Consider the following 24,593-nt stretch of genomic DNA (forward strand, 5'->3'; position numbering starts at 1 on the left):
TGCGGTCGTAGCTCAATGGCAGAGCGCCGGGATGTTGCCCCGGAGGTGGCGGTTCAACTCCGCTCGATCGCCCCGCGGGAGCGCCGACGCTGGAGAGTCGGGCCTGCCTGTAAAGCAGGCGCATCGCTGAGTGGGTTCGAATCCCACCTCCCGCACGCATGTTCAGGCCATTTCCACTGTTGATTCACCATCAGCCGGGGCTGGAGCGGCCGTGGCGCCAATAGCCGATGAAGGCGATCGCTGACTTGGCGACTCCCCGGTCGTTGACCAGGTGGCGGCGCAGGCCGGTTGCCAGTTTGGATTCGCCGGCCACCCAGGTGTAGTCGGCCGGTTTCAGGTCCGCTCCGCGGACCTCGGCGAGGACCCGCGCGCCGGGAACGCTTTCTGCCGCGTCACGCGAGACCCAATTCATGTGTACGCCCGGAGGACGCACCACGTCGGTACGGATGTCCGCGCTCGTCGGCACTTCGAGGAAAACGTCGCCCGTCAGGGTTTCCGGCGCCCCGGCCAGAATGGACAGGATCGCCGGCACGGCACTTTCGTCGCCGACCAGCAGTTGACGATAGGCGTTCTCCGGGGGCAGGTAACTGTTGCCCTCGTCGAAGATGCCGGCCGGGTCGCCGGGGCGAGCACGTGCCGCCCACGCCGAGGCGGGGCCGGCGTCGCCGTGCAGGGCGAATTCGATGTCGAGTTCACCCGCTTCGGGGCGGAACTCACGGACCGTGTAATTGCGTACCCAAGGCCTGTGGGTTTTGGGTTGGAGAAGGGTTTCGGCCATCCAGACGTCGCTGTTGCGGCTCGGTAGCCACAGTCCTTTCTGGCCGTTGCGGGGGAAGAAAAGGCGTACCGTCTGGTCGTCTTGTGAACCGGCGAAGCCGGAGAGTGACTCGCCGGTCAGGGTGAGGCGCGCGAAATGCGGGGTGAGTCGCTCGTTGGCGCGGACCTCGAGGGGGATCATGCGGCGCTGCGCCGGGCGCCGGATCTTGGGGATCATGCGGGGCCTTCCTGGTGGCGGTGGCGCAGGCCGTCGAGGAATAGTTCGAGGCCGTAGGTGAAACGGTCCGCCGGGTCGGCGCTGATCATGGCGGTCATCGCGTGGTTGAGTTCGTCGTCAGGCAGGCCGGCATTGCGGTTTTCCCAATCGCCTTCGGCGCGCTGGGCCTGTTCTTCGATGGTGTGGCCGAGGACGTAATGGAAAAGCGGGAAAAGGATCCACGGCGCTCGATCGGCGGGGATGCCGGCGCCGGTGAGGATGCGCAGGGCTTGCTGGCCGCTGCGCACGGTGTTCGGCTCGATGACGTAAGTGCCGGCGACCACGCGGGCGCCGTCGCGGCGGCTGAGCAGAGCCCGGCGCAGACGCTGGGCCATATCGGACAGCTGGGCATCCCAGGGCGCGGGCGGGAACGGCTCGTCGCCGACGGATTCGACGATGCGGTCGGCCATGGCTTCGAGGAGCGCCTGCTTGTTGGTGAAGTGCCAGTAGACGGCGCCGGCCTGAACGCCGAGGTGGGCGCCGAGTTTGCGCATGGTGAGGCCGTCGAGGCCTTCGGCGTCGAGCAGGGTGAGCGCGCCGGTGACGACGTCGGCTCTGTTGAGCTGCATGGGTTCAGCTTGCCCCCGACTTGAACAGTGTTCAAGCCTGAACGGTGTTCAAGTCGTGCGTGTCACAGTGCAGGTATGCGTTGGCACTTCACCGATGACGTCAGGGATTTCCTTCGTTCCCGACCTGCGATGCATACGATGGCGCTGACGGCGGCCGAGGGAACCCCGGTCCCGGTTTTCGGTGCGTGGGAGTCCGCGGGTGAGGTTCGCGCGGTCTTTCATCGCTTCCCGGGCGGTGGTCTGAGCGTCACGCCGCTGACGCCCGCGCAAGCTGACTCTCTTGCGGCCTTTCTGGTTTCTGCCGGGTGGTCGCTGCCATCGGCCGGCGGAGACCGGGCCACCGCGGTGGCGTTCGCTGAGGCGTGGCAGCGGCACACCGGTGCGACGCCGGTGCTTCGTGTGCGACTCCACCTGCATCGGCTCGGGGTTCTGACGCCGCCTTCACCGTTCCCGGTTGGCCGGGGGCGGGTTGCGGGGGAGCGGGATCACTCGCTGGTGATGGGCTGGTGCCGGGATTTCGCCGCTGACGTCGGGGAGGCTGTCGTTGTCGACGCTGATACCTGGGCCGGAACGCGGTTCGCCGAGAAGCGCTACACGTTCTGGGAGACGCCGGAAGGTGTGCCGGTGTCGATGGCGGGTGTGAATCCGATGGTCGGTGGGCAGGTGCGGGTGGACCCGGTTTATACGCCGGCCCATCTGCGCGGCTTCGGTTACGCGGCTGCGGTGACCGCCGAGGTGAGCCGGGCGGCGCTGGCCGCCGGGGCGACTGACGTCGTGCTGTTCACCAATGCCGCCAACCGGACCAGCAACGCTCTCTATCGGCGGATCGGATTCGTTCCGATCGCGGATTGGGCGGTCTACGACTTCATGGCCGGTCACGGCTAGTGTCGCCGCTATGCCGCCGGTTCCCCGTTCGATCGTTCTCGAAGGCCGCTTTGTTCGGCTGGAGCCGCTGGCCGAGTCTCATGTGCCTGACCTGTTCGTTGCAGGCGGCCAGGACGACCAGGTGTGGCGGTGGCTGAGCGCACCCACTCCGCGGACCGAGGCGGAACTGCTGGGGATCGTGTCCCGGCGGCTGGTGGACATCGCCGACGGGAAGCGCGTTGCGTTCGCGGTGCTGAGCCATGACGAGCGAATGGCGATCGGCACCACGAATCTGCACAGCTGGCATCGCGCTGAAGGTCGCATCGAAATCGGCGGCACGTGGTTCGGCAGGAAATGGTGGCGGACCGCGGCGAACACCGAGACGAAGATTTTGACGATGACCTATGTGTTCGAGACGCTCGGTTATGCCGAGGTGGTCTGGCGCGTCAGGCCGGAGAACGTGCGCTCACGAGAGGCGCTGACCCGGATCGGGGCCACTCCGGTCGGCGCCGCTGTGTCGAGCATGCTCGTCTATCGGATGCCGCGAGCGGAGTGGCCGGCAGCGAAGGCGCGCCTGTCCGAACGCTTGGTGTCATTCCTCTAAACAGGTTTCTCAGCGGCGAAATATTGCTCGGCAGCCTCCAGGCGCGGCACCGACACGCCCAGGCGGCGGGCTTCCGCCAGGGTGTCGCGGCAGACCGCGCGGAGTTCCTCGGGGTTGGCGTGCGCCTCCATGACCATGCGCGTCGGGGGAAAGTGGCCGAACAGCCAGGCGAGCGCCGGTGCTGTCAGCCAGATCGGTGCCGTGAACGGCAGCAGTTCGCGGCGGTGCCGGCGCAGGTCGATGCCGCGCGCCTCGGCGAGGGGCAGCAGTTCGCGGGTGGCCAGGATCGCCTCGCGGACGTTGCGGGGCTTGCCGGCCAGCGCGGCGAGTGAGCCCAGTTTCAAGCTCTGCGTGTGCAGGCCCGCGTTCTGGATGAAGTGGATCGACAGCCAGCCCCGGAAGTCGGTGCTTTCCTGGATTTTGAACCCGGCCTGGCGAAACACTGTGCGGACGGCTTGCGCGCGCTCGGTCGGCGGCTCGCCGAGGGTGCCGAAGAAGACGATGGGCAGCAGGGCGGCCCGCAGCACACCGTCGGCACCGAAGCCGCCGCCGGCGCCGGGGAAACCCCAGGTCACCTGCCCGGCGGGCAGGGCGTCGACCGCGGCCGACGGCTCGACCCAGAGGTTGTTGAAGACCAGCACGGTTGCCTTGCCGACGCGCGGTGCCAGGAAGGACATGACCTCGGCGAAGTGGTAGTGCTGCACGCTGACCACGATCAGGTCGAAGTCGTGGTCCGGCTCCAGTGATTCGCGGTAGCGCACCGGCCATGTCTCGGTGACGCGTCGCCCTTGCGGCCGGCGCCGCGCGTCGAGCAGGTCGAGGTCGATCGTGTTTCCGTACGTCGCCGCCCGGCCGGGACGAACGTAGAACTCGATCTCGTGTCCGGCCCGCTCCAGCGCCCACCCGTACGCCGCGGCGATGACGCCCCGGCCGAACATCAGGATCTTCATGTGCACCTCTCGGGCTCTATAATCGGAGAGCATCTCCACTTACAAAATATGGAGACAGTTTCCGTTTGTCAAAGGAGGCACCCGGGTGACCACCGAGAAGCCGTTGCGTGCGGACGCCCGGCGCAACCGCGACGCCCTGCTCGCGAAGGCGCGCGAGCTCTTTGCCAGCGGCTGCTTCGACCTGCGCTTCGACGACTTCGCCCGGCTGGCCGGTGTGGGAACGGGCACGCTCTACCGGCACTTTCCGACGCGGGCGGCGCTGGCCGAGGCGGTCTACCGCGAAGAGCTCACGGCGATGTGCGCCCGCGGTCGGGAGCTGCAAGCCACGCTGCCGGCGCTGGAGGCGTTAGCGGCGTTCCTGCGTGGTTTCGTGAATCACCTGGATACGCACGAGGGTCTCGCTCAGACGCTGGCGACGCTGATGGCCGCGCGCACGGACACGCTCGCCGACGGCGGCCGAGAGCTGGAGAGTGTCATCGCCGACCTGCTCACCGGGGGCATCGTGGAAGGCACGATCCGCGACGACGTGAGCGCCGGCGCCGTCATGATGATCCTGCAAGGCATCTGCACGGCGTGCGGCCAGCCTGGCTCCCGAGCCGACATGGACGGCGCCGTCACGATCGCTATCGATGGCCTGCGTCGCCGGGCCGCGTGAGACGAGACGCGGCTGTTCGCACCGGTCAGCCTGAGCGCGGACAGCGACAGGGGAGCGCTTGCGCGCTCAGGAACCGGTGTTGAGCGAGGGCAGACTGGCTTTCGGTGATCTGAGCTCAGAGGGTGCGTACGTCCGCCACTTCACTCGTGGGAACTCGTGCCACGATCACCGGCACAGCGACACCCTGCCGATCAGGAACTTCGCCGTCAACGGGAAGCCCGGCAAAGTCCTCCAGCGAGGCGGTCATGAGTACGACAAAATGCGCCTCGCCCTGTTCCTCGTGATATCCGTCGGCAAGGATCGTGAGGGCAGCCCCGGACCGCAGCGTCACCAGCCACTGTGATGGCACACCCGCGGCAAGCTTCACGGCAGGATCGTACGGAAGGTAGCGCGGCTCCGGGCACGCGCGCTCGGCGGTGCCATGAGAATGCGGATGCACCATCGGTGACACTGCCCGTCGCCGGTGAAGGTCGTCAGTCACCGCAGCGGGTAGGCGCTCGAGGAAGTCGTGGAGGCACGTCTGACTCAGTTTGATGACCGAGGCAGAAGCTGGATCACGCCCACGGAGGTGTTCTCGGTCGGTGAGGCATGGACGGCACGGATGCTCCAACTGCCGGCCGGGACAGAAACGGGGGCCTGATCCGGCAAACCTCCGCCGTGCGGGTACTCAGATGTGAGCTCGGACCCGGCCGTCACGGAGTCCATGAGCACCGCCGGTCCGTCCGTCGTCCAGACCCCGCAGTCCTCCCACCCGGTCGCAGGGTCGGCGAGCACCGCCTGTGCCGCCGCGATCAGATCGACTTCGCTGTCGGCGCCCAGCCAACGAACAAACGCTTGATGTTCGGGCAGGTAGCGGCTGCGGGCGGGTTCATCGGCCAGAACGAGTCCCTGGTCGCCGTCTGCGCCGACGGCGATCACACCTGCTAGACCGTCGACCTCGCAGGCGCGGTCGTAGTCGTCCACAACGTCGCCGCTGCCAGCAGCGTTTCCTGACTCGGTGCAACCGAGCCACCGGGTCACGGCAGAGACCGGCACCGCTATCAGCGGGCCGCCCATCGACTCGACCCAGATCGGGGACGGCTGGACCCGGCCTGCGGCCGCAGGCGATGTACTCACGACGCCAGTATCCCTGCCGACTCAGACGGACCTTTCGACTCGACCTGTTGGAGGACGTCTTCAAACTTGGCACGAGCGTGCACGGGATCATGGACTGGCCGGTACGGACCGTGACTGACGCACCGAGCAGTCTCGGCGCGGGCTGCGGCATGACAGTGCGCCTGCTGCGGATTTAGTGGCTGCTGCTGTGATCGCATCCTGACTCAGGCCGGATCACAATGGCTAGATGTCGCTAAAATTTTCTGATGAGCCGCCATCCGGGCTATCCCTTGGACCCGAAGTCCAGTTCCCACGTTAGGCCGGGGGACTTCTGGGCAATCCCGACTCGCCGTGGCGGTTGGTATTGCTGTGGACAGGTACTCGGTATCTCCGATTTGACGAGGTCACGGTCTGTAATCGTCGGCCTCTTGAACTGGTGTGAACCCCGTCCGCCCAGTGCTGTGACGATTACGGGCGCTGCTGTACTCCGCTATGGGCACGCACATGTAAAAACTGTGCAGGAAACTGGCGGCATGCTCCTTGGTCATGCATCACCACCGATCGTTCCCGGCATCGCCGACCCGAATCTTGCGACCTGGGGTTATAAATTCATTGAGAGCCTGGCCCACGAGCATTTCGGACGCCATTTTCCGGAATCTTCTGAACCGGCTACCGAACGCCCCGCAGGCATCGCTGGCTGAAAACTTTTCCTGGTTCGTATCGCAAACGCAGTGGCTCTCTCGTCGACAACAGAGCATACTGGATCGCGAGGAAATGGTCCGTAAAGCGCGCTTTATTGCGAATCCGGCACAGGCTTTCCTCAGCATTGGAAAAGTCGCTCGCGACAGTACTGAGCGCAACCATCGCAAACACGCTGTCCGCGGCATGTGCGGATGGGGCACATGTGGGTTCTACCCTCGGCACAAGCGAGGAAGCGCTTCGTGAGCCAGGGGTAGCCGTCGATTGGCGAGCCAGAACGCGTAAGCGCGAAGGTCTCCTTCGAGGCCGTTTTCTAGATATTGCGCGAACTCTCGCAGCCCTTCGGAGTTCTCCCGCTCGTCGGCCCGGTCACTGGAAGACCACTGGCGCTGCAGGCCGTCAATCCAGGCGGCCAGCCGGCCCCGGTCGGCCCACCAATCTTTGACAAGCTCGATCGTCCAATGCTCGTCACCGTCGACGGCGTAGGCCCCGAACGGATCGTTCCAGGCTGCAGTCAGCACAAGATGAACCTCGCTAGGGTCCTTTGGCTGCCGGTACACGACCTCGCTGCCGAAATCGTCCTCATAGAGGACATGGCGGGGCGCGATCATACGGCCCACCCAGCACGAATCGGTCCGAGCTGCGTCGAACGGCCCCGGCACGTTGCGCCAGTCGCGATCCTCCCACTGGCCACGGAGATATCCCTCGGGCGGCCCGAGAGGTATCTCTCCTTTGAGATAGTTCGCAACCGTCATGGTGGCGGAAGCCGCGACCGTCGGCCTGGGATCCCAGTATACGAACTCATCCTAATGATCACCCACCGCTCGCAGGCTGCAGCTATTGACCGTGACTACTGGTCACACTCGGCCGCTAGCAAATTCCGGGTGCCATCACACATACCTGTGAGCGAACCGGCAACTCAGCTGGATATCCGGAGACGTGCGGGTCGCGACAGATCAGTACGTGTTGAGCTCATAGTGTTTGATCACCCGGTGAGCGCTTGGTGGACGGAACCTCAACTGCCCGACGATGACAGCATCGCCGTCGGACGCCTGTTGGGCCGGCTCGAACACCAGCCAACCACCGAGCTCTGGAATGAGCTCGAAAGGAAGCTGGCTGTCGAAGCCGAGTGTTGGTACTTGGAAGGCTTCGCCGCTCTGCCGGCTCTCGCCCGAATCGTACAGTCGGGCGCCGAGACGGACCGACTTCGAGCGCTGGACCTGGCCGCAGTCATCGTCCGGACCTTGCACCAGAATCATCTGTATGACGACGTGGTACGGGCGAACTCAGAGGCTGTGACGACCTTGTGCGGCTTTGCCCGAACTCGCCTGACCACCAGCAGCGACCTCCCGTTGACCAGGCTCCTGCAGGACACGCTGGCCTTCGCCGGATACACGTTCTGGTCTTCGATCAGCCTGGACTTCACCGACGAGCACTATCACGTCAGTTGCCCGCACTGCTCAACTCGCCTAGCAATCGTCATCGGCGAGTACGGCCACTACTCGGCGTTCCGTCATTACCAAGACGGCGACATTGACCGGATCCCGCTAAACCCGACCGCGCCGGACGAGCTGACAGGGACGAGTCGATGGATGCACGACGCCGCCGCCGCGGGTGGCGACATGCTCCTCGCCGAGGGGCTCACCTACCTGTTCGGCAAGGCAACATGCTGCCTCTGCGGTAGCACCTTCAACCTCGCCGACTGGCTCGAAGCCGAAAACAGCCCTCACCAGCCCATCGACCCGATCGTCCCGAAAAGCTGACCGCCGGCCCCGATACACCGGCACCCGAGTAGGTCCGAGTTGCGCACGGACGGCGGCAAATGCGTAACCTGGCCAGGGCCTATACGCCGTGTTGCGTGGTCGAGGTGGATTTGGGGCCTGCGATGATTCTCAACGTGATCAATCCGCTGCGGGTCGACGGGGTCCTCGGCGACCGTCCCTTCGCTGAGATCGGCGAACCCGTTCTGGCCGTCATGGCCGAAGGCAGTCTGGCTGTCGCCGGTGAGTACGTCCATGAGTCCGGCCAGGCGCCGGTGGCGGTCTACGACAGCCACGACTTGAGCTGCCGGGCGGTTCTCCGCTCCCGCTTCCCTGTGCATGCGCTGGCGTTCCATCCGACATTGCCGCTGTTGGCAGTCGGTACCGGCAAATACGACGGCGGCTACTTCTTCGAGGGTGCGTTACTCCTGCTCAATTGGGAGACCCACTTGACCGTGTCGTCATTCGAGGACGGCATAGGCCGCGAAGTTCTTGGCTTGGAGTGGCTCGACGACCACGCCTTGCGCCTGCTGCTGGCACCCCCGGACGACTGGCAGGACAAGGCCGCCTGGGTTGAGGGACACGTGGCGGTGGTACGACGAGCTGACTGGGACGCTGTCGGCCCTGGCACGATCGACTTGACCGAGTTGGCCGGGCCTCGCTTCTCTGCGCCACGCTCCGACGGCCGTGCCGAAGCAGAGGCGGCGCTGAGCCGCTTGAGCGGTAATCGCGAACCGCGGCGCAGCGTGCGAGCGATCGAGGAGCTCTCCGACGGCCGAATCCTGGCGGCGCTCGCCGGTATCGCGGTGGAGTGCTGGCTGCCGTCGGGTGAGGTCTCGTGGCGGATTCCCGACGATGACGACTCCGACGGCGGAGGTCAGGAACTCGCGGTGGCGCCGGACGAACGATCGGTATGGGCGGGGCTGATGCGGCCGTACGCGCAGCAATCGGCGCGACCGCTGGTCCGATACTCGGTGGCGGACGGTGCCAGGATCGACGGGTTCAGTCCGCAGCACCCGTACACCCTGGTCCAGTGCCACGATGGGCTGCCGGCCATCGCCCCCGCCGACATGGACCGGATGACCCGGCTGCGGGTGCGCCGGGGCCGCCGCATCTACTTCCAGGAGGTTGAGCGTACGGCCACGAGGTGGCTCGATCCGACGGTCGAATGGCTGTCGGCTGCGGATCCGATGGCTGCTGGACCCGACGGCCGTCCATGCCCGGCCGGCGACCCGCGGCGGCTGTTCCGCTACTCGTGGGTGCCGGACGAGTCGCATTTCGCCGGACCGGGAGTGGAGATCGCAGACGGAAGCCTGGTCTACGCCGGGACCGTGTATCACGGCCATGGGTTACAACCAGGCGGCGCCTTCGTCGTACGGCGAGACGTCACCACCGGAGATCCACACTGGGTCTTCCGTGCAGACTGTGCCGCCACTGACCTGGACGCCGACACCGACACCGTCTACGTCGGCTACCAGGACGGCGACATCATCGCGCTCGATCTGCAGGACGGCTCCGTACGCTGGCGGCAGCGCCTTCAAGGAGTCTTCCCCACGGCTTTGACAGCGGTCGCGGCCGATCGGCTACTGATTGGAACCAGCGACGGTCGGGTTCTCACCTGCCGGATCCGGTGACGCGAAGGTGCCGTGCTGACGAGTAGGCGATGGCGACCTCTACGGGCCCGCTGCCGACCACATCGCGCTCGTGGCTGGCGCAGATCGCGGCAGATCAGTGCGCGGCTGTCCGTTGAACTGCAAGGCCAGTTTTCTTCGCAGACAGGGCGTCTCGAGGCCTGCCAGCGAACTAATCATGCATCGTCGGATACAGAGAGCGAACTACCGTTCGATCGAGCAACTGAGTGCTGCGCTTCAGCTCGTTATACGGCCCTCGGCGGTATCGACCACAAAGCAGGCGCAGTCCAGTATCTCCAGGAGTGCGGCCCGGACTCGCCGGATCGCCTCCTCGTCCACGTCGAGGTGCAGTCGGCAGTCGCGCGGAAAGCCGAGGGTCGCGGCGGCCCGTTCGCCGAATTCGAGGGTCAGCTCGCGGTCGATCAGGGTCCAGGCACCGGGACCCGGTGCGGCCGATCCTGCGCTGTTGATCACCTCGTCCACCCAGCCGTCGTAGCGCAGGCGGATCAGCCTGACGTGGACGCCGTCAGCGCCGAGGATCAGCGTGCGCTCGTCGTCGTCCTGCCGGACGTCGACCCGGTCAACGCGCAGTCTGGTGCCGTCCACCTACGGACCGTACATCGGTGTCGCCTGCTCCCACGCCGGCGATACGACGGACATGCGCGCTCTGCGGCAGATCCGCGCACCCGACCATGACCTACATGGCTGTGAAGATCACTGCCCGTCCTGCGGCGGCTGCCCGCTGAAAGAAGGCTCGAACGTCGAGAAAGTTGGTCCACATGTACTCGAAGTCAGTGTCGTCGTGGGCACCCGCATAGTCGGGGTCGTTGATCGCGTCGAAGCGGCGACGCAGCGAGCCTCGATCGACGCCGAGTAGGGCAGCTGCGACATCCTCAGTCTCGGTCGCGCTCGCGTAAACGACGTAGTACTCCTCGTGCAGGTGCCGTCCACCGAGCACTGCGTGGGATAGCGGGTAGTCGCCGCTGTCTGGATCGAGTGTGCCGTCGCCGAGGCACCGATGGATGGCATCCCATGCCTTGTCGGAGTCAACACGCAGCTTGTCGTCCGACCACGATTCCTCGAGATCCTCGACGTACTCGCCGACCCCGCCATCCCCGGCCGCGGCGAACAGCGCACGGTCCTGGTTCGCCGTCACGGCGTAGTGAACCCCAAGCATCTCAAGATCGTAGGAGCCGGCGTCAGCCCTTCAGCAACCGCCTTCGCGAGGCATAGTCAGCGTGACGCGGCGCTGGTACTGCGTGATCGGCGGCAGATGAGCATGCCGGAGCGGGCTCCGGCGGCTGGGCGATATACGTTCTTCCCGTGCGTGAAGACGATGCCGAAGCAGAGGTCGGGCCACCAACTGTCTGGGTCTTCCACGGCGAGAAGGCACGGTTTGCGTCCGGCGTTTTCAAGGACCGTGGCACCGCCCTGCAATGGGTCGAGCTGCACCGACTTACTGGCATCGTCACCGAGTATCCACTCGGCGTCGGCTGCTACGACCTCGCCGTTGCGGAAGATCTCTTCCGCCCATCCAAGCCGCATCACGGCACGCCGGTGCACGTGGCCGGATTTTCTCCATCAGGCCACCACATCCACGTGCAAGACGGGAACCCTGCGTAGTTGGCTCGCACCCCGCGGCAACGCGCTGTCGGCGGCTATGAGAGTGAGCGGAGGCACGGCAAGCCGCCCTATTTTCTTTCCGGCCAATCCATAGCCTCATACGCCTCCTGCAGACGATCGGTCACGTCGACCGCGCCGGCGATGCCAGCGCGAATCTGACCCACCGTAATGCGGTGGCCCGCTACCCAAGAGCTTTCTCGTGCGATTTTCTGGACCTGATCGACCGCGACTTCGACGGCCTGGTCGATTTCGTAGGTGACGCTGTTGAGCGTGATGAAGACACAGGCGTGGAAGTCCCAGCTCCGAAAGGGCGAGAACACGTGTGTGCGCCGACTACCGGGCTCAACGACGCGACATTTGACCTGTAGCAGGACTCCGCCAGCGGTACGAACGTCCCAACTCTTCTCGGACGGCAGGGCGAGTTCGCCTCGATAGGCCCTGGCGACGATGGCCTCCGCCAAGTCGCCGGCCGGAGCGTTACGCGACCTGAGCACTCCCCGCTCGATCAGCTCGGTGAGGACTCGCGAGTACAGCCTGAGCAACTCTCGGACGCTCATCGAACTGAGGTCGGGCTCCGTGGCACTTCGCATCGCGTGAAGCTACACCCGACGTCCGTTCTTCCGCGAGCACGGAAGAGCCAGCGTGATCACATTTTGCTGCATACCGACTCCCTTCACTCAACCCCGGTTATCCCGGGCCAGCGATGGGACTGTCTTCCCAGCCTGCCCTGACTCCCGAGATGATCAAGTCGTCGGTCGCAGCCTAGTGTCGCGTGTCTGAAGTGATTTTACGGTGTGGGTGCGGGGCAATGAGGCATGTCTGTTGCTGCGCCGCTGGTTCTGCGTCCCGGTGATGGAGCCCGGCTGCGGGAGCTGACGCGATCCTCGACGGCTGCGGCCGGGCATGTGCAGCGGGCGCGGATGGTGTTGCTGGCGGCCAACGGCTTGTCGAACACCGAGATCGGCCGCCGGGTCGGGATGACCCGACAGACGGTGATCGCGTGGCGGGCCCGGTGCGAGACCGGCGGGATCCAGGCCCTCGCGGATCTGCCACGCTCCGGCCGGCCTCCGGTGATCGACAAACCGACGGTGATCACCTCAACTCTGAACCCGCCACCAGCGGATCTAGCGGTGACGCACTGGTCGGCGCGGCTACTGGCTCAGCATTTGACCAAGGCGGAATGCCGGTCAGCTTCGCCGAGGTCGCCCGGATCTGGCGCGACTGGGGCCTGCAGCCACACCGGGTCGAGACGTTCAAGTTCTCCACCGACCCCAACTGGAAGCCAAGATCCGCGACGTCGTCGGCCTGTACCTCGACCCACCGGCGAACGCGGTCGTGGTGTGCGTCGATGAGAAATCGCAGATCCAAGCCCTCGACCGCACCGCACCACTACTCCCGATACGCTTCGACCAGGCAGAACGCCGCACACACGACTACCGGCGCCACGGGACCACCACCCTTTTCGCCGCACTCGAGGTCGCCACCGGAAAGATCACCGCGGACGCCTGCTACCAGCGGCACCGCAACGGCGAGTTCCTCGCGTTTCTGAGGCTGGTCGCCAAAGCCCATCCGCGCGTGAAACTGCACATCGTGGCCGATAACTACGCCACCCACAACCATCCGAACGTCAAGGCCTGGCTGGCCAAGAACCCGCGGATCACCCTGCATTTCACCCCGACCAGCGCGTCCTGGATGAACATGGTCGGGATCTTCTTCGGCATCATCACCCGCCAGGCCATCCGCCGCGCCACCTTCACCAGCGTGCCGGACCTCATCGGCGCGATCCGCGCCTTCATCGAGGCCTACAACCAGCGCTGCGAACCGTTCCGCTGGACCAAGACCGCCGACCACATCCTCAACAAAGCCCAGCGCGACGCGCCGGCGTGACGTTAAAGATCACGCCACACGTGCGGCTGCTGGTACGGATGCCACCCGCGGAAGAACCAGTCCGCGAGATCCTGCAACCGCGCAAGGCAATCCTCGTAATACTGCGCAGGGTGAGGTCGAGGGAAGTTCGGATGCGCCGTCCAGTCCGCCACCGACTGCGAGACATCCCAGAATCCCTCAACCAGCCAGCGCGGTAGATCATCACGACTTTCGTACTGCTCACAAGACACTCGCATCGCCCGCTCCAGACGGCTGAACGCCGCCCGATCCCACACGAGATCGCATCGCACCCGGAGCAGAAAGCTTCCCTCCGTGGCGTCGAACTCTTGCCTCAGCACCGTCAAAGCGTCGTCCACGTCCGCATCATGGCAGCTCGGTACGACAACACTGATCCGTCTACTCATTTCAGACACGCGACACTAGACGGCCCTGGTTTCCTTTTGTGTAAGAATATCAGTTTCGATGAAAGCAACATATGACTTCGCGTAGAACTGTCTGGCATAAGGCCAAATCGCATTCAATTTAGGCGATTCAAAGTCTGTACGGATAACATTTCGCCATCCATGCCAAGCGTCATCGTCGAGCAGGCCGGCTGCATACGCGAGAAATGTCGACTCGTGAGAATTGATTCGCGTTAAGGCGTAAAGGGTCCGCTGGTTTTCCTCATCCGATCCCGTTTCGTAACCCCTCGACGTGAGATGCAATTTGATCAACGAAGGATTACTGAAGTGGACAAAGTGAAATTCTTGTGCCAATACATTCTGGTAGGTTGCCTGCCGAAGTGCGGCGTTTGCAGCGAAGGCTTGCCGCGCTGCCTCATTCGTTTGTCGCGATACATAGCGCATCTGGAGGACGTTCAGGATGAGAGCTACGGCCACGAAGGCGATGGATAAGATTTGAAGCCAGTCGACGAGTTTCACGGTCCTCCGTCCCGGGGCATCAGATCATCCGATCTTGTCGACCTCTGTCAACAGCAGAATCTGAGCCGCGTTCCAATTTCATCACGCGGGTTCGGGCCTATGAATACTTTTTTTTGGCTTCGCGTCCGCCGGTCCGGCGATCTTTCATCCGGCGGTCGCTCGACGTCCTTTATTGCCTCCGGCCATACCCGAATTGCCACAGCTGTACATGGATGTCACCGTTCCGGGACGCACTCAATTCGGCGCGACCGGACGTTGGCGGTGCTGCCCCGGACGTGTGCAGCCGGCTGGTGAGTGTTCAGTGGAGCTGGTTCACGATCGCGGGGAGTAGCTGCCACATCAACGCGCTCATCGTCGCGGTCACCGCCATCCCGACGAGCAAGCGGCCACGCGCGCCAAAGACGCCGCGCTGCAGCCATCCAGACGACCACGCCCAGCGGAACCACCACCGAGATCAGCTCCACGGCAAGGACTGCGCGGGTAAAGGCGGCGTCCGCCCCGCCGACCGCCCACAGCCGCCACGGTGGTGCCGCGGCCACCCGCTCCCAGCCCTGGCCGGACAGCAGACCGCAGGCGGCGCCCGCGGCCAGCGCCGCGTGCGGCAGCCGCGCCGCGTGCGGCAGCCGCGCCGCGTGCGGCAGCCGCGCCGCGTGCGGCAGCCGCGCGGTGCGCGTCAACTGACCCAGCAGGCCCAGCACCGGCCCCGCGACCACCGACGCCAGCAACCAGGCCGCGGTCATGACCGCCACCGAACGCAATCCGTACCAGTTCGCCGACGACCCGTCCACCAGGTAGCCGCCGCTCCAGCGGCGGCTGACCACAAGGATCAGCAGGTAGTAGGCGAGTGTGGCCGTGGACAGCAGCACTGTCGCATCCGTCACCGCACGACGGCGATCCGGGGCGGACCGTCCGGCAAGCAACGCCGGCAATCCCCAGGCGAGGCCACTGCTGACCAGCGCGACCATGACCTGCCCGGTCGCACCGTCGACGGCGTCAGCCACGAACGCCAGCGGGCCGAGCACTGCAGCCGTTGCTACGATCATCGCGGTCCGATGTGCAGGACGCCGCACCACGACGTTGACCACGCTCACCTCTCCAGGGCGGGCCACAGTACCAAGTCCTCGACGCCTCAAGAGACCCCGAATTCGGGTGGCGATCAGTGAATCAGGCCGCCCCGTCGAAGAACGCGACCATCGACGCGCCGCCGGGCATCGCCGGGGCTCGATGATCCATATCATCTGACGCATGCGACTGATCAAATTCACCCATGCCTGCGTACGCCTCGAAGACGGCGATCGTCGGCTGCTGATCGACCCCGGCGTCTGGACCGAGCCGGAAGCCTTCGACGGGGTCACCGACATCCTGGTCACCCACGAGCACGAGGACCACCTCGACCTGGCGCGCATCGATGGGTCCCTGCGTCTTTTCGCCCCGGATTCGGTACGGGAACTCGCCGCCGAGCACGGACTGGCCGAAACAGTCACCGTTGTCGCGGCCGGTGACGAGTTCAGCGCCGGTGGTTTCCCGGTGACCGCTGTCGGCGGCAAGCACGCGGAGATCTACGACGGGCTGCCCGGCTGCGCCAACCTCGGTTACGTGGTCGAGGGGATCTATCACCCCGGCGACTCGTACTTCGTCCCTGATCAGCGGGTGACGACGCTGCTGGTGCCGGCGGCGGCGCCGTGGGGCCGGCACCGTGAGGCCATCGAGATGACCCGGGCGATCGCGCCGGATCGGGCGTTCCCGATCCACGACCGGGCTTTGTCGACCGATGTCGGCTACGGCAACTTCGACGCCTGGCTGGGGTCCAAAGGCGGAACCGAATACTCCCGGATCCCGGTCGGTGGCAGCGTCACCTTCTAGACAGCGCTTCTGTGCGACGCCGTCGTGACAGCCTGCTTTATGGTCGATGGCATGGCCTTTGACCTCATGGGCGCCCACGAGATCGGTGAACGGCTGCACGGGATCAGCCGGCAGCGCGTCTATCAGCTGACCAGCGGTGACGACTTCCCCGCTCCGGTGGCGGCACTGGCGCAGGGCAAGCTGTGGCTCGCGTCCGAAGTGGAAGCCTGGATAGCCGCCCGCCCACGCCCGCCGAGGCCGCGATGAACCCAGCCGCGCGATGAACCCGGCCTCGATGAACCACGACGAGCTCCAGCAGGCCGTCGTGCGGGCGGCCTGGCCGCTGCTCGGCGAATACCCGCGCCTGACGCTCGCGCGGATCGCCGAGGCCGCCGGGATCACCGAAGCCGACCTGCTGACCGTCTTCCCGGACCCGGAGTCGGTCCTCGAAGCCGCGATGGCCACGGTGATGACCCGGCTGAGCACGGTGATCGACCCCGCCGTTGAGGTGCGCGAACTGGAGGCGATCCCGGTCGATCAGCCGCTGGAAGCGCGTCTGGTCGCGGTGATCGAGATCCTGGACGCCTACCAGCTGCGGGTCGCCGCCGGCGTCAGAACCATCGAGCAGATCGGCATCCCGGCCGGCACGCCCGTCACCCGGACAGCCCGCCCCCAGGACGCCAAACCCGCGATCCAGCTACCCGAGGTGCGGCAGGCGGTCGCGCGACTGCTGGAGCCGGAAGGGGAGCGATTGCGCATCCCGGCCGAAATCCTCGCGGAGATCTTCCTCGGCATCTCCCGGGTCGGCGCCCAGCCGATCAACGAGGAACAGCACCCGACGGTCCCCGCCGAACAGATCATCGACCTGTTCCTGCACGGCGCCCTGCGCTGAAACCCAGAAAAACAAAAAGGCAAGGAGAGCGATCTCCCTGCCGTATCTAACGTATATCGCACCAGGGGGCTTGCGGCAAGACCCCTGCTTTGCCGAAGAATCATCGCTCGGACTGGCACGGTGGTTTCGGGGGGATTCGCGATGACAGAGCAGTATGTGGTCGACCTGGATCAGGTCGACGAGACGCAGGTAGCGCTGGTCGGCGGCAAGGGCGCGAACCTGGGCGCGCTGACCCGGCTCGACGGCGTCGACGTGCCGGCCGGCTTCTGCGTGACGACACACGCCTTCCGGCGGGTGGTGCCACCGGACCTGACCATCCCGGACGATCTCGCCGCCGCGATCACCAGCAGGATCGAGCCGGGTGCCGCCTACGCCGTCCGCTCCAGCGCCACCGCCGAGGATCTCCCGACGGCCTCGTTCGCCGGCCAGCACGACAGCTACCTCAACATCACCGGTCCGGCCGAGATCCTGAAACACATCACCCGTTGCTGGGCGTCGCTGTTCACCGGCCGCGCGGTCGCCTACCGCGACCACAACACCATCGACCACGGTACGGTCGCGATGGCCGTCGTGGTCCAGAAGATGGTCGTCCCGGAGGCCTCCGGGGTGCTCTTCACCGCCGACCCGCTCACCGGCAACCGGCGGACCAGCTCGGTGGAGGCCGTCCCCGGGCTCGGCGAGGACCTGGTCGCCGGCCGGGTCACCCCGGATCTGTTCACGGTCCGTGACGACACGATCATCACCAGGACGCAAGCCGGCGACAAACCCGCGCTCACCGACGACCAGGTCCGAGCGCTCACCCACCTCGGCCGGCGCATCGAAGCTCACTTCGGCCGCCCGCAGGACATCGAGTGGTGCCTGGCCGGCGGCGGCTTCCAGATTGTGCAGAGCCGCCCGATCACCACCCTTTTCCCCACCCCCGAAACCCCAGATCAAGAGCCTCATGTGTACGTCTCCGTGGGGCACCAGCAGATGATGACCGACGCGATGAAGCCGCTCGGGTGGTCGATGTGGCAGCGCACGGCGATGGCCCCGATGCACGAGGCCGGCGGGCGGCTGTTCGTCGACGTGACCCGCGCCCTGGGTACACCGTCGAAACGGGACGGGCTCCTGGAGATCATGGGCAAGGGCGATCCGGCCGTGGCCGACGCACTGCGCACTGTCGTCGATGCGGGGTTCGTTCCCGCGTACCCGGAAGTGGCTCTTGAAGGGCCGCCGCCCGGCGGCGGAAGTCCGCAGATCTCCACCGATCCGGCGATCGTCGAGGAGTTGATCGCGCGCAGCGAGGCGGACATCGTCGCGCTGCGGGAGGCGATCGCGGGGAAGTCCGGGACGGCGCTGTTCGCGTTCCTGCTGGAGGCGTTCGAGGAGCACAAGCGGTTTCTGTCGGATCCGCTGAGCATTCAGGCGATCATGGCGGGGATGGGGGCCACGTGGTGGCTCAACGACAAGCTGGCCGGATGGCTGGGGGAGACGAACGCAGCGGACACGCTGACGCTGTCCGCGCCCGGCAACATCACCTCGGAGATGGGCCTGGCGCTGCTCGATCTCGCCGACGTGATCCGCGAGTTTCCGCAGGTGGTGGAGTTTCTGGGGTCGGCCGGCGACGACTTCCTGGAGAGGCTGCCGGCGGTCGCGGGCGGGGCCGAGGCGCGTGAGGCCATCGAAGGCTATCTTGATCGGTACGGGATGCGGTGCGTCGGCGAGATCGACATCACCCGGCCGCGGTGGAGTGAGCGCCCGGCCACGCTGATCCCGGTCATTCTGGACAGCGTCAAGAACGGGGAACCGGGCGCGGCCGGGCGGCGGTTCGAGCAGGGCCGGCAGCGGGCATCGTCGAAGGCGCACGAGGTCCTCGAACGGCTGCGGGCGCTGCCGGACGGGGAGAGCAAGGCCGCCGAGACGTCGGCGATGATCGAGCGGTTGCGGACTTTCATCGGTTATCGGGAATATCCGAAATACTGGATCGTGTGCCGGTATTTCGTCTACAAGCAAGCGCTGCTGGCCGAAGCGGCCCGGGTCTTCGCGGACCCGGAGGACGCGTTCTTCCTGACGTTCGACGAGTTCCACGACGTCGTCCGGGGGAGAGATCTCATTCTCGAACGCAGGGATCAGTTCCGGACATTCGAGACGCTGACCACGCCCCGGGTGCTCACCTCCGACGGCGAGGCCGTGATGGGCTCCTACCGGCGTGACGACGTGCCGGACGGTGCCCTGGTCGGCCTGCCGGTCTCCGCCGGAACCGTCGAGGGCCGGGCCCGGGTCGTCCTCGACATGGCGAAGGCCGAGCTCGAAGCGGGCGACATCCTGGTCACGACCTACACCGACCCGAGCTGGACCCCGGTACTCGTCGCCGTCGCGGGCCTGGTCACCGAGGTCGGCGGCCTGATGACACACGGCGCGGTGATCGCCCGCGAGTACGGACTACCCGCCGTCGTCGGCGTGGAGCACGCCACCCGGCTGATCCAGGACGGTCAGCGGATCCGGGTGCACGGCGCCGGCGGGTACGTCGAGCTGCTGCCGTAAGGCGGGCGACCAGCCACCCCTCACCAGGGGAGCGGGCCACTCCGGTCGGAGAAGGTGCCGGTCGCTCCGGCCGTCGCGAGCGCCACGATGACGTCGCTGCCCTCGGTCACCGTCTGCGGCCCGGAATGACCGTTGAGGTCGGTGGCCGTCCAGCCCGGATCCACCGCGTTGATCCGCACCTCGGGCAGGAACTGCGCGTACATCGCCGTCAGCATGTTCAGCGCGACCTTGCTGGCCGAGTACCCGAGCGACGGGACCGAGTGCTCCACCCGGGACTCGTCCGCACGGACCCCGAACGAGCCGAGCCCGCTGCTGACGTTGACGATGACCGGGGCATCCGACTCGCGCAGCAGCGGCAGGAACGCGTGCATCGTGCGGACCACGCCGACGGTGTTCGTGTTCAGCACCGACAGCACCTCGGGGCCGTCGAACTTCTCCAGGTCGCCGATCATGCCCGCGATCCCGGCGTTGTTGATCAGCACGTCCAGGCCGCCGAACCGTACCCTCAGATCTGCCGCGGCAGCGGCCACCGACGCGTCGGAGGTGACGTCGAGGGTGACCCCGTCGACGCCGAGGGTCTCGGCGGCCTGCCGGACCCGGTCGGCGTCCCGTCCGCCGATGACGACGCGGTGGCCGAGTTCGGCGAGCCGCCGGGCCGTCTCGTAGCCGAGGCCCTTGTTGCCGCCAGTGATCAATGTTGTGGTCATGCACCGACCGTGACACGGTCTCGGGGCCGCTGGGTGGCGACGCTGGTACCACCCAGCGCCGGGAAAGCCGGGCTACCGTTGGCCGGATGAACTTCGCATCGCTGCTGCGCGCGTGGCGTGACCGTCTCCAGCCCGGCGACGCCGGCATCCCGGTCGGGCAGCGCCGCACCCGGGGCCTGCGCCGCGAAGAGGTGGCGATGCTGGCCGGGCTGTCGGTCGACTACCTGGTCCAGCTGGAGCAGGGCCGCGCCGATCACCCGTCCGAGCAGGTCGTCGCCGCCCTGGCGCGGGTGCTCCAGCTGTCGGATCGGGAACGCGATCAGCTGTTCGTCGCGGCCGGCCTGCCCGCGCCGCTGCCGCGGACCGTGCCGACGCACATCCCGGACAGCGTCTCCCGGATGGTGGCGCGGATGTCCGACGCGGCCGTCGGTGTCTACACCTCGTACTGGCGGCTGCTGACCGCCAACCCGGCCTGGGAAGCGCTGCTGGGCGAGGCCGGTCCGGACCGCAACCTGATCCGGGAGGAGTTCGCCGGCAGCCGGCTCTGCGCGGTGCGGACCCCGGCCGAACGCGAATATCTCCAGCGAGCCCTCGTGTCCGACCTGCGGGCCACCCACATCCGGTACCCCGAGGACCCCGCCGTGCTCGCGCTGATCACCGAGCTGGAGAACGCCAGCGAGCCGTTCGCCCGGATGTGGGCCGACGGGGTGCTGGTCGAGGACCGCAGCAAGCTCAAGACCTTCGAGCACCCGGTCGTCGGGTCGGTGACCCTCGACTGCGACATCTTCACGGTCGTCGGCACCGACCTGCGGATCCTGGCCTACACGGCCGCGCCCGGCACTGAGGACGCGGCCCGTTTCGAGCGGATCCGTCAGCTGTCCTTGTTCACCAGCGTGGGGTGATCGAGCAGGAACGCCGCGACCCGGTCGGCCTTGACCGCGTCGAAGAACTCCTGGGCCAGGTCGGCCGGGACGAACTCCTCGCCGAGGTACTTGTTGCTGCCCGGCACGAACTTGCCGCCGCCGGGCAGCTTCACCGTCACCATGTCGTCGACGTTGACGCCCTTGAGCGCCACGGCCCACTCGATCGGGCCGTTGCCGCCACCGGCGAACGTCAGCGACTCACCGGCCGCGTCCAGGATCTTCGTCATCTTGCCGACGTCGGTCATGACGTCCTTGCTCAGCGCCTCTTTGGCCATCGCCTTGATGAACTGCTGCTGGTGGCGCTGCCGGTCGTAGTCGGTCATCGGGGGACCGCCCTTGAACTCGTAGCGCTGCCGGACGTAGTCCAGCGCCTGCCAGGGCTGCAGGCGTACCGGCTTGGTGCTCTTCTTGTAGTAAGCCTGCGGCCCGGTGTACGGGTGAGCGCAGTTGCCGCTGATCGGACAGCTCCGCAGCCGGGGCCGCTGGGTGCCCTCCGGCGTCAGGTGCTCCGACTTCACGTCCATGTCGATGGTCATGGAGACGCCGCCGAGCGCTTCGACGATCTTCTTGAAGCCGCCGAAGTTGATGATCGCGGCCGCGTCGAAGTCCTTGATCCCGGTGTAGTTGGTGACCGTCTTGGCCAGCACCTGGAACCCGTTCACCACGTCGATCTTGCCGTCCACCTGGCTGCCCAGCGCCATCGCAGAGTTGATCTTGTTGCTGTGGGCGCGGAGACCGGATTTCTCGTCCGCCGCGATCTCCACATACAGGTCACGCGGGATCGAGAACAGGTACGCCGTACTCATGTCCTTGGGAATGTGGGCGATCAGGATCGAGTCGGACAGCGGCGGGGTCGTCGCCTTCCGCGGGTCGATGCCGACGAGCAGGATGGTCAGCGGACCCTTGATGTCCTTCTTGCCGGCCTTCGCCGCACCGGTGTCCAGCAGCGCGTCGTTGGTGATGTCACCGGTGTACTTGGACAGCAGGCTCTGGCCGGCGACCAGCGTGCCACCGCTGGCGAACATCAGCACGCAGCCGGCGATGGCACAGATCCGCGTCCACAACGGCGCGCGGTTCAAGACGGACTTAGCCAACGTTTCCCCCACCGGCTGCTCTGGCATCGAGCACGCATGATTCCATGTCCGTTCAACAGGGCCCGACGACGGGGCGGAATTCGAGGTATGTCCAGATGAAGATCTCGCTTCGAGCGCAGGCCGTCGCCCCTTTCTATGCGATGGAAGTCGCCAAGCACGCCGCGATGATCGAGCTGGATGGCCACGACGTCATCCGCCTCAACATCGGTGAGCCGGATTTCGGTGCGCCCCCGATCGTGCGCGAGGCGATGATTAATGTCATGGACGGCCGGCCGCTGCCGTACACCGCCGCGCTCGGGCTGCCCGCGCTGCGCCAGGCCATCGCCGGTTTCTACCGCGACCGGCACGGCGTCGAGATCGACCCGGCCCGGATCGCGGTGACCGCGGGCGCGTCAGCCGCGCTGGTCCTGGCCGCGGCAGCGCTCGTCGACCCGGCCGACGAGGTGATCATCGGCGACCCGTCGTACCCCTGCAACCGCCAGATCATCGAAAGCTTCGGCGGCCACGTCCGGCTGGTGCCCACGACCCCGGCCACCCGGTTCCAGCTAAATTCCTCTTCGGTACGCGCGAACTGGTCGGCCACCACCGCCGGCGTCATGATCGCCACGCCGTCCAACCCGACCGGCACCTCGATTCCGCCGTCCGAGCTCGCGGCGATCTGCGAGCTGGCCCGTTCCCACGACGCCTGGCGCATCATCGACGAGATCTACCTGGACCTGGCCGGCGGAGCGACCGCCCTGACGTTCGACCCGGACGCCGTGGTGATCGGCAGCTTCTCGAAGTACTTCGGGCTCACCGGCTGGCGTCTCGGCTGGTGCGTGCTGCCGGCACCCTTGGTCCCGGCGGTGGAACGGCTCGCCCAGAACTTCTACATCTGCGCCTCGACCCCCGCCCAGCTGGCTGCCCTCGCCTGCTTCACGCCCGAGGCGCTGGCCGTCTGCGAGCAGCGCCGCGACGAGTTCGCAGCCCGGCGCACCCTGGTCCTCGACGGCCTGGCCCGGATCGGCCTACCGGTCCCGGTCCCACCCGACGGCCACTTCTACTGCTACATCGACGTCAGCGGGACCGGCCTCAGCGCGGGGGAGTTCTGCGAGCGCGCACTCCAGGAGGCCAACGTCGCCCTCACCCCAGGACGAGACTTCGGTACGCACAGCGCGGAGACCCACGTCCGCCTGTCCTACACGGCGTCGATGGCCGACCTGCGCGAGGGCCTGGCCCGCCTGGAACGGTTCGTGTCCACTCTGCCGGTGATCTGATGACACCGCATCCGCGCCGCTCCGTCCGCGCGATCCTGCTCGACGAGGACGACCGCATCCTGCTGTGCCGGTTCGCGTTCCCTCACCCGGCGGTGCCCGGCGAGGCGACAGCCGTCTGGGCGGCACCGGGCGGCGGCATCGAACCCGGCGAGGACATGGCGACGGCCCTGCGCCGCGAACTGCGCGAGGAGACCGGCCTGACGATCACCGCCGACCCACCCCACGTCTGGCACCAGGAAGTCCTCGACGCCGGCATCGCGCCGGGCTTCGACGGCATCGTCAACGACTACTTCCTCGTCCGCGTTGGCCACTTCCCGCCCCGCGGCGACCTCTCCGACGACCAGCTCGCCGCCGAGCACATCACCGGGTTCCGCTGGTGGCATCTCGCGGAGATCACCGGCCACCCCGGCCCCGACCTGTTCTCGCCCCGCGACCTCGCCACCCCGTTGACAGCGCTCCTCACCACCGGCCCACCGGCTCAGCCGATCCACCTAGGCCTCTAGCCGCGCAAACGCCTCACCGTGATCCGCGGCGCCAGACCTCGAACGTCTGCTGCACCCGCCACGTCCCGTCCGGCTGCCGGGCCTCGTTGCGCCACCGGAACGCCGACGGCGTGATGTCGGAGAACGTCCACCGCAGATCACCGCCGTCGAGCACGATCTCCTCGCCCGCCGCGGACGCGCGGAAGGTGTGGGTACGGCCGCGGACCGGCCCTACCCACGTGGACCGCCACACTCCCGGCCCGGCGGCGGGATCCGGGAAGCGGACGCTGACGCCGTGCTCCACCCCCGGCAGGATCCACACGTCGGTCGTGGCCCGGCCACCCAGCGCGTACCCGAAATGCCACTCGCCGCGGCGCACGCTCGTGGTGCCGTCCGGTTCGTATTCGGTGCAGTCCAGGTCCCACGTTCCGGCGAACCGCCCGAACAGGCCCAGATCGACGCCCGAGGCCGGCCCGTCTGCGAAGAAAGCGCCGGCAATGGCTGAGTTGTCCATCCCGGCACGATAGCGAGAACTCCTCAAGTCGCTGCCCCGCGACACCGATAGGGCCGGTCCGCGTCGG

Annotated in this window: 29 protein-coding genes, 2 tRNA genes and 1 pseudogene; 17 read left to right on the forward strand and 15 right to left on the reverse strand. The window is 66.7% G+C overall.

The features are described 5' to 3' along the window. The first annotated feature begins 1 nt into the window (after position 1). Both B0I29_RS41805 and B0I29_RS41810 read left to right on the forward strand, forming a co-directional pair. Positions 2-72, forward strand: a tRNA-Asn gene (locus B0I29_RS41805). A 2-nt stretch (positions 73-74) separates the two neighbouring features. Further along, positions 75-155, forward strand: a tRNA-Tyr gene (locus B0I29_RS41810). A 35-nt stretch (positions 156-190) separates the two neighbouring features. On the opposite strand, the gene B0I29_RS41815 is transcribed toward B0I29_RS41810, so the two are convergent. Beyond that, complete coding sequence (locus B0I29_RS41815) at positions 191-994, reverse strand: siderophore-interacting protein (protein ID WP_111654727.1); 804 nt, start codon at positions 992-994, stop codon at positions 191-193. Continuing rightward, the gene (locus B0I29_RS41820) at positions 991-1,602 is read right to left on the reverse strand and encodes a TetR/AcrR family transcriptional regulator C-terminal domain-containing protein (protein ID WP_111654728.1); all 612 of its coding nucleotides are present in this window, start codon (positions 1,600-1,602) and stop codon (positions 991-993) included. Before B0I29_RS41820 ends, B0I29_RS41815 begins: the two co-directional genes overlap by 4 nt. Before the next feature lie 138 nt (positions 1,603-1,740). Between B0I29_RS41820 and B0I29_RS41825 the strand changes: the two genes are divergently transcribed. Both B0I29_RS41825 and B0I29_RS41830 read left to right on the forward strand, forming a co-directional pair. Further along, on the forward strand, positions 1,741-2,487 hold the full coding sequence (locus B0I29_RS41825; RefSeq protein WP_245973170.1) for a GNAT family N-acetyltransferase: 747 nt from the start codon (positions 1,741-1,743) through the stop codon (positions 2,485-2,487). Between the two features lie 10 nt (positions 2,488-2,497). Next, entirely contained in the window at positions 2,498-3,070 is a 573-nt protein-coding gene (locus B0I29_RS41830) for a GNAT family N-acetyltransferase (protein WP_181558250.1), read from the forward strand. On the opposite strand, the gene B0I29_RS41835 is transcribed toward B0I29_RS41830, so the two are convergent. Further along, positions 3,067-4,020: a ketopantoate reductase family protein gene (locus B0I29_RS41835; RefSeq protein ID WP_111654731.1), complete on the reverse strand. Its 954-nt coding sequence runs from the start codon at positions 4,018-4,020 to the stop codon at positions 3,067-3,069. The two genes, B0I29_RS41830 and B0I29_RS41835, sit on opposite strands and share 4 nt — an antisense overlap. A gap of 85 nt (positions 4,021-4,105) precedes the next feature. Here B0I29_RS41835 and B0I29_RS41840 point away from each other — a divergent pair, with 85 nt between their 5' ends. Next, a complete protein-coding gene (locus tag B0I29_RS41840; protein ID WP_111654732.1) occupies positions 4,106-4,675 on the forward strand; it encodes a TetR/AcrR family transcriptional regulator in 570 nt (189 codons plus the stop codon). A 115-nt stretch (positions 4,676-4,790) separates the two neighbouring features. Here the strand turns inward: B0I29_RS41840 and B0I29_RS41845 are convergent, their stop codons facing one another. Next, positions 4,791-5,042: a hypothetical protein gene (locus B0I29_RS41845; RefSeq protein ID WP_111654802.1), complete on the reverse strand. Its 252-nt coding sequence runs from the start codon at positions 5,040-5,042 to the stop codon at positions 4,791-4,793. Between the two features lie 158 nt (positions 5,043-5,200). Then, positions 5,201-5,731 (reverse strand): Imm21 family immunity protein, encoded by a 531-nt coding sequence (locus B0I29_RS41850; protein ID WP_111654733.1) that lies wholly within the window; start codon positions 5,729-5,731, stop codon positions 5,201-5,203. A gap of 572 nt (positions 5,732-6,303) precedes the next feature. On the opposite strand from B0I29_RS41850, the gene B0I29_RS46185 reads away from it, so the two are divergent. Further along, positions 6,304-6,471: a hypothetical protein gene (locus B0I29_RS46185; protein ID WP_181558251.1), complete on the forward strand. Its 168-nt coding sequence runs from the start codon at positions 6,304-6,306 to the stop codon at positions 6,469-6,471. Positions 6,472-6,681: 210 nt separating this feature from the next. On the opposite strand, the gene B0I29_RS41855 is transcribed toward B0I29_RS46185, so the two are convergent. After that, positions 6,682-7,224, reverse strand: a complete 543-nt coding sequence (locus B0I29_RS41855) for a ferredoxin (RefSeq protein ID WP_220091566.1) — start codon at positions 7,222-7,224, stop codon at positions 6,682-6,684. Between the two features lie 237 nt (positions 7,225-7,461). Between B0I29_RS41855 and B0I29_RS41860 the strand changes: the two genes are divergently transcribed. Next, the gene (locus B0I29_RS41860; protein ID WP_111654734.1) at positions 7,462-8,232 is read left to right on the forward strand and encodes a hypothetical protein; all 771 of its coding nucleotides are present in this window, start codon (positions 7,462-7,464) and stop codon (positions 8,230-8,232) included. A 95-nt stretch (positions 8,233-8,327) separates the two neighbouring features. Next, complete coding sequence (locus tag B0I29_RS41865; protein WP_181558252.1) at positions 8,328-9,863, forward strand: outer membrane protein assembly factor BamB family protein; 1,536 nt, start codon at positions 8,328-8,330, stop codon at positions 9,861-9,863. 234 nt (positions 9,864-10,097) lie between these two features. Here B0I29_RS41865 and B0I29_RS41870 read toward each other — a convergent pair whose 3' ends face one another. Together B0I29_RS41870 and B0I29_RS41875 are read right to left on the reverse strand one after the other, a co-directional pair. Next, positions 10,098-10,466, reverse strand: coding sequence for a hypothetical protein (locus tag B0I29_RS41870; RefSeq protein WP_111654736.1), 369 nt, complete (start codon positions 10,464-10,466; stop codon positions 10,098-10,100). A 91-nt stretch (positions 10,467-10,557) separates the two neighbouring features. Beyond that, the gene (locus B0I29_RS41875; protein WP_111654737.1) at positions 10,558-11,037 is read right to left on the reverse strand and encodes a DUF1877 family protein; all 480 of its coding nucleotides are present in this window, start codon (positions 11,035-11,037) and stop codon (positions 10,558-10,560) included. A gap of 146 nt (positions 11,038-11,183) precedes the next feature. On the opposite strand from B0I29_RS41875, the gene B0I29_RS45455 reads away from it, so the two are divergent. After that, entirely contained in the window at positions 11,184-11,483 is a 300-nt protein-coding gene (locus tag B0I29_RS45455; RefSeq protein WP_146617068.1) for a DUF7710 domain-containing protein, read from the forward strand. A 68-nt stretch (positions 11,484-11,551) separates the two neighbouring features. Here B0I29_RS45455 and B0I29_RS41885 read toward each other — a convergent pair whose 3' ends face one another. Continuing rightward, on the reverse strand, positions 11,552-12,073 hold the full coding sequence (locus B0I29_RS41885) for a hypothetical protein (RefSeq protein WP_245973171.1): 522 nt from the start codon (positions 12,071-12,073) through the stop codon (positions 11,552-11,554). Positions 12,074-12,298: 225 nt separating this feature from the next. Between B0I29_RS41885 and B0I29_RS41890 the strand changes: the two are divergent. Then, positions 12,299-13,370 (forward strand): annotated as a pseudogene (locus tag B0I29_RS41890) (IS630 family transposase). 2 nt (positions 13,371-13,372) lie between these two features. Here the strand turns inward: B0I29_RS41890 and B0I29_RS41895 are convergent. The 3 genes from B0I29_RS41895 to B0I29_RS45465 form a co-directional block, all read right to left on the reverse strand. Continuing rightward, on the reverse strand, positions 13,373-13,726 hold the full coding sequence (locus B0I29_RS41895) for a hypothetical protein (protein WP_111654739.1): 354 nt from the start codon (positions 13,724-13,726) through the stop codon (positions 13,373-13,375). Positions 13,727-13,789: 63 nt separating this feature from the next. Beyond that, the gene (locus B0I29_RS45460) at positions 13,790-14,290 is read right to left on the reverse strand and encodes a hypothetical protein (protein WP_146617069.1); all 501 of its coding nucleotides are present in this window, start codon (positions 14,288-14,290) and stop codon (positions 13,790-13,792) included. Positions 14,291-14,505: 215 nt separating this feature from the next. Beyond that, on the reverse strand, positions 14,506-15,381 hold the full coding sequence (locus B0I29_RS45465) for a hypothetical protein (RefSeq protein ID WP_181558253.1): 876 nt from the start codon (positions 15,379-15,381) through the stop codon (positions 14,506-14,508). A gap of 154 nt (positions 15,382-15,535) precedes the next feature. On the opposite strand from B0I29_RS45465, the gene B0I29_RS41905 reads away from it, so the two are divergent. The 4 genes from B0I29_RS41905 (at position 15,536) to rph (ending at position 19,550) form a co-directional block, all read left to right on the forward strand. Beyond that, positions 15,536-16,153 carry an MBL fold metallo-hydrolase gene (locus tag B0I29_RS41905; RefSeq protein WP_111654740.1) on the forward strand — a complete coding sequence of 206 codons (618 nt, stop codon included), beginning with the start codon at positions 15,536-15,538 and terminating at the stop codon, positions 16,151-16,153. A 51-nt stretch (positions 16,154-16,204) separates the two neighbouring features. Next, on the forward strand, positions 16,205-16,399 hold the full coding sequence (locus B0I29_RS41910) for a helix-turn-helix transcriptional regulator (RefSeq protein ID WP_245973172.1): 195 nt from the start codon (positions 16,205-16,207) through the stop codon (positions 16,397-16,399). 28 nt (positions 16,400-16,427) lie between these two features. Further along, positions 16,428-17,024 (forward strand): TetR/AcrR family transcriptional regulator, encoded by a 597-nt coding sequence (locus B0I29_RS41915; protein ID WP_146617071.1) that lies wholly within the window; start codon positions 16,428-16,430, stop codon positions 17,022-17,024. A 141-nt stretch (positions 17,025-17,165) separates the two neighbouring features. Next, the gene (gene rph / locus B0I29_RS41920) at positions 17,166-19,550 is read left to right on the forward strand and encodes a rifamycin-inactivating phosphotransferase (RefSeq protein WP_111654806.1); all 2,385 of its coding nucleotides are present in this window, start codon (positions 17,166-17,168) and stop codon (positions 19,548-19,550) included. 20 nt (positions 19,551-19,570) lie between these two features. On the opposite strand, the gene B0I29_RS41925 is transcribed toward rph, so the two are convergent. Beyond that, positions 19,571-20,257, reverse strand: coding sequence for an SDR family NAD(P)-dependent oxidoreductase (locus B0I29_RS41925; protein WP_111654742.1), 687 nt, complete (start codon positions 20,255-20,257; stop codon positions 19,571-19,573). Between the two features lie 86 nt (positions 20,258-20,343). Here B0I29_RS41925 and B0I29_RS41930 point away from each other — a divergent pair, with 86 nt between their 5' ends. After that, entirely contained in the window at positions 20,344-21,159 is an 816-nt protein-coding gene (locus B0I29_RS41930; RefSeq protein ID WP_111654743.1) for a helix-turn-helix transcriptional regulator, read from the forward strand. Here B0I29_RS41930 and B0I29_RS41935 read toward each other — a convergent pair. Beyond that, positions 21,129-22,274, reverse strand: a complete 1,146-nt coding sequence (locus tag B0I29_RS41935) for an LCP family protein (RefSeq protein ID WP_483887905.1) — start codon at positions 22,272-22,274, stop codon at positions 21,129-21,131. The genes B0I29_RS41930 and B0I29_RS41935 overlap by 31 nt on opposite strands. A gap of 95 nt (positions 22,275-22,369) precedes the next feature. On the opposite strand from B0I29_RS41935, the gene B0I29_RS41940 reads away from it, so the two are divergent. Next, positions 22,370-23,530, forward strand: coding sequence for an aminotransferase class I/II-fold pyridoxal phosphate-dependent enzyme (locus B0I29_RS41940; protein ID WP_111654744.1), 1,161 nt, complete (start codon positions 22,370-22,372; stop codon positions 23,528-23,530). Beyond that, positions 23,530-24,033, forward strand: coding sequence for an NUDIX hydrolase (locus tag B0I29_RS41945; RefSeq protein WP_111654745.1), 504 nt, complete (start codon positions 23,530-23,532; stop codon positions 24,031-24,033). The genes B0I29_RS41940 and B0I29_RS41945 overlap by 1 nt, the downstream gene beginning before the upstream one ends. A gap of 13 nt (positions 24,034-24,046) precedes the next feature. Here the strand turns inward: B0I29_RS41945 and B0I29_RS41950 are convergent, their stop codons facing one another. Beyond that, positions 24,047-24,526, reverse strand: a complete 480-nt coding sequence (locus B0I29_RS41950) for a hypothetical protein (RefSeq protein WP_111654746.1) — start codon at positions 24,524-24,526, stop codon at positions 24,047-24,049. Positions 24,527-24,593 lie beyond the last annotated feature (67 nt).

Origin of the sequence: Actinoplanes lutulentus (genome assembly GCF_003259845.1) — a bacterium.
GTDB classification, from domain to species: domain Bacteria; phylum Actinomycetota; class Actinomycetes; order Mycobacteriales; family Micromonosporaceae; genus Actinoplanes; species Actinoplanes lutulentus.

Bases quoted from the DNA above. Each gene is read 5' to 3' on its own strand.
- B0I29_RS41825 (WP_245973170.1), top strand. From the start codon at position 1,741: ATGGCGCTGACGGCGGCCGAGGGAACCCCGGTCCCGGTTTTCGGTGCG.
- B0I29_RS41815 (WP_111654727.1), bottom strand. From the start codon at position 994: ATGATCCCCAAGATCCGGCGCCCGGCGCAGCGCCGCATGATCCCCCTC.
- B0I29_RS41830 (WP_181558250.1), top strand. From the start codon at position 2,498: ATGCCGCCGGTTCCCCGTTCGATCGTTCTCGAAGGCCGCTTTGTTCGG.
- B0I29_RS41925 (WP_111654742.1), bottom strand. From the start codon at position 20,257: ATGACCACAACATTGATCACTGGCGGCAACAAGGGCCTCGGCTACGAG.
- B0I29_RS41915 (WP_146617071.1), top strand. From the start codon at position 16,428: ATGAACCACGACGAGCTCCAGCAGGCCGTCGTGCGGGCGGCCTGGCCG.
- B0I29_RS41905 (WP_111654740.1), top strand. From the start codon at position 15,536: ATGCGACTGATCAAATTCACCCATGCCTGCGTACGCCTCGAAGACGGC.
- B0I29_RS41910 (WP_245973172.1), top strand. From the start codon at position 16,205: ATGGCCTTTGACCTCATGGGCGCCCACGAGATCGGTGAACGGCTGCAC.
- B0I29_RS46185 (WP_181558251.1), top strand. From the start codon at position 6,304: ATGCTCCTTGGTCATGCATCACCACCGATCGTTCCCGGCATCGCCGAC.
- B0I29_RS41850 (WP_111654733.1), bottom strand. From the start codon at position 5,731: ATGGGCGGCCCGCTGATAGCGGTGCCGGTCTCTGCCGTGACCCGGTGG.
- B0I29_RS41820 (WP_111654728.1), bottom strand. From the start codon at position 1,602: ATGCAGCTCAACAGAGCCGACGTCGTCACCGGCGCGCTCACCCTGCTC.
- B0I29_RS41950 (WP_111654746.1), bottom strand. From the start codon at position 24,526: ATGGACAACTCAGCCATTGCCGGCGCTTTCTTCGCAGACGGGCCGGCC.
- B0I29_RS41835 (WP_111654731.1), bottom strand. From the start codon at position 4,020: ATGAAGATCCTGATGTTCGGCCGGGGCGTCATCGCCGCGGCGTACGGG.
- rph (WP_111654806.1), top strand. From the start codon at position 17,166: ATGACAGAGCAGTATGTGGTCGACCTGGATCAGGTCGACGAGACGCAG.
- B0I29_RS41940 (WP_111654744.1), top strand. From the start codon at position 22,370: ATGAAGATCTCGCTTCGAGCGCAGGCCGTCGCCCCTTTCTATGCGATG.
- B0I29_RS41945 (WP_111654745.1), top strand. From the start codon at position 23,530: ATGACACCGCATCCGCGCCGCTCCGTCCGCGCGATCCTGCTCGACGAG.
- B0I29_RS41875 (WP_111654737.1), bottom strand. From the start codon at position 11,037: ATGCTTGGGGTTCACTACGCCGTGACGGCGAACCAGGACCGTGCGCTG.
- B0I29_RS41930 (WP_111654743.1), top strand. From the start codon at position 20,344: ATGAACTTCGCATCGCTGCTGCGCGCGTGGCGTGACCGTCTCCAGCCC.
- B0I29_RS41885 (WP_245973171.1), bottom strand. From the start codon at position 12,073: ATGCGAAGTGCCACGGAGCCCGACCTCAGTTCGATGAGCGTCCGAGAG.
- B0I29_RS41855 (WP_220091566.1), bottom strand. From the start codon at position 7,224: ATGACGGTTGCGAACTATCTCAAAGGAGAGATACCTCTCGGGCCGCCC.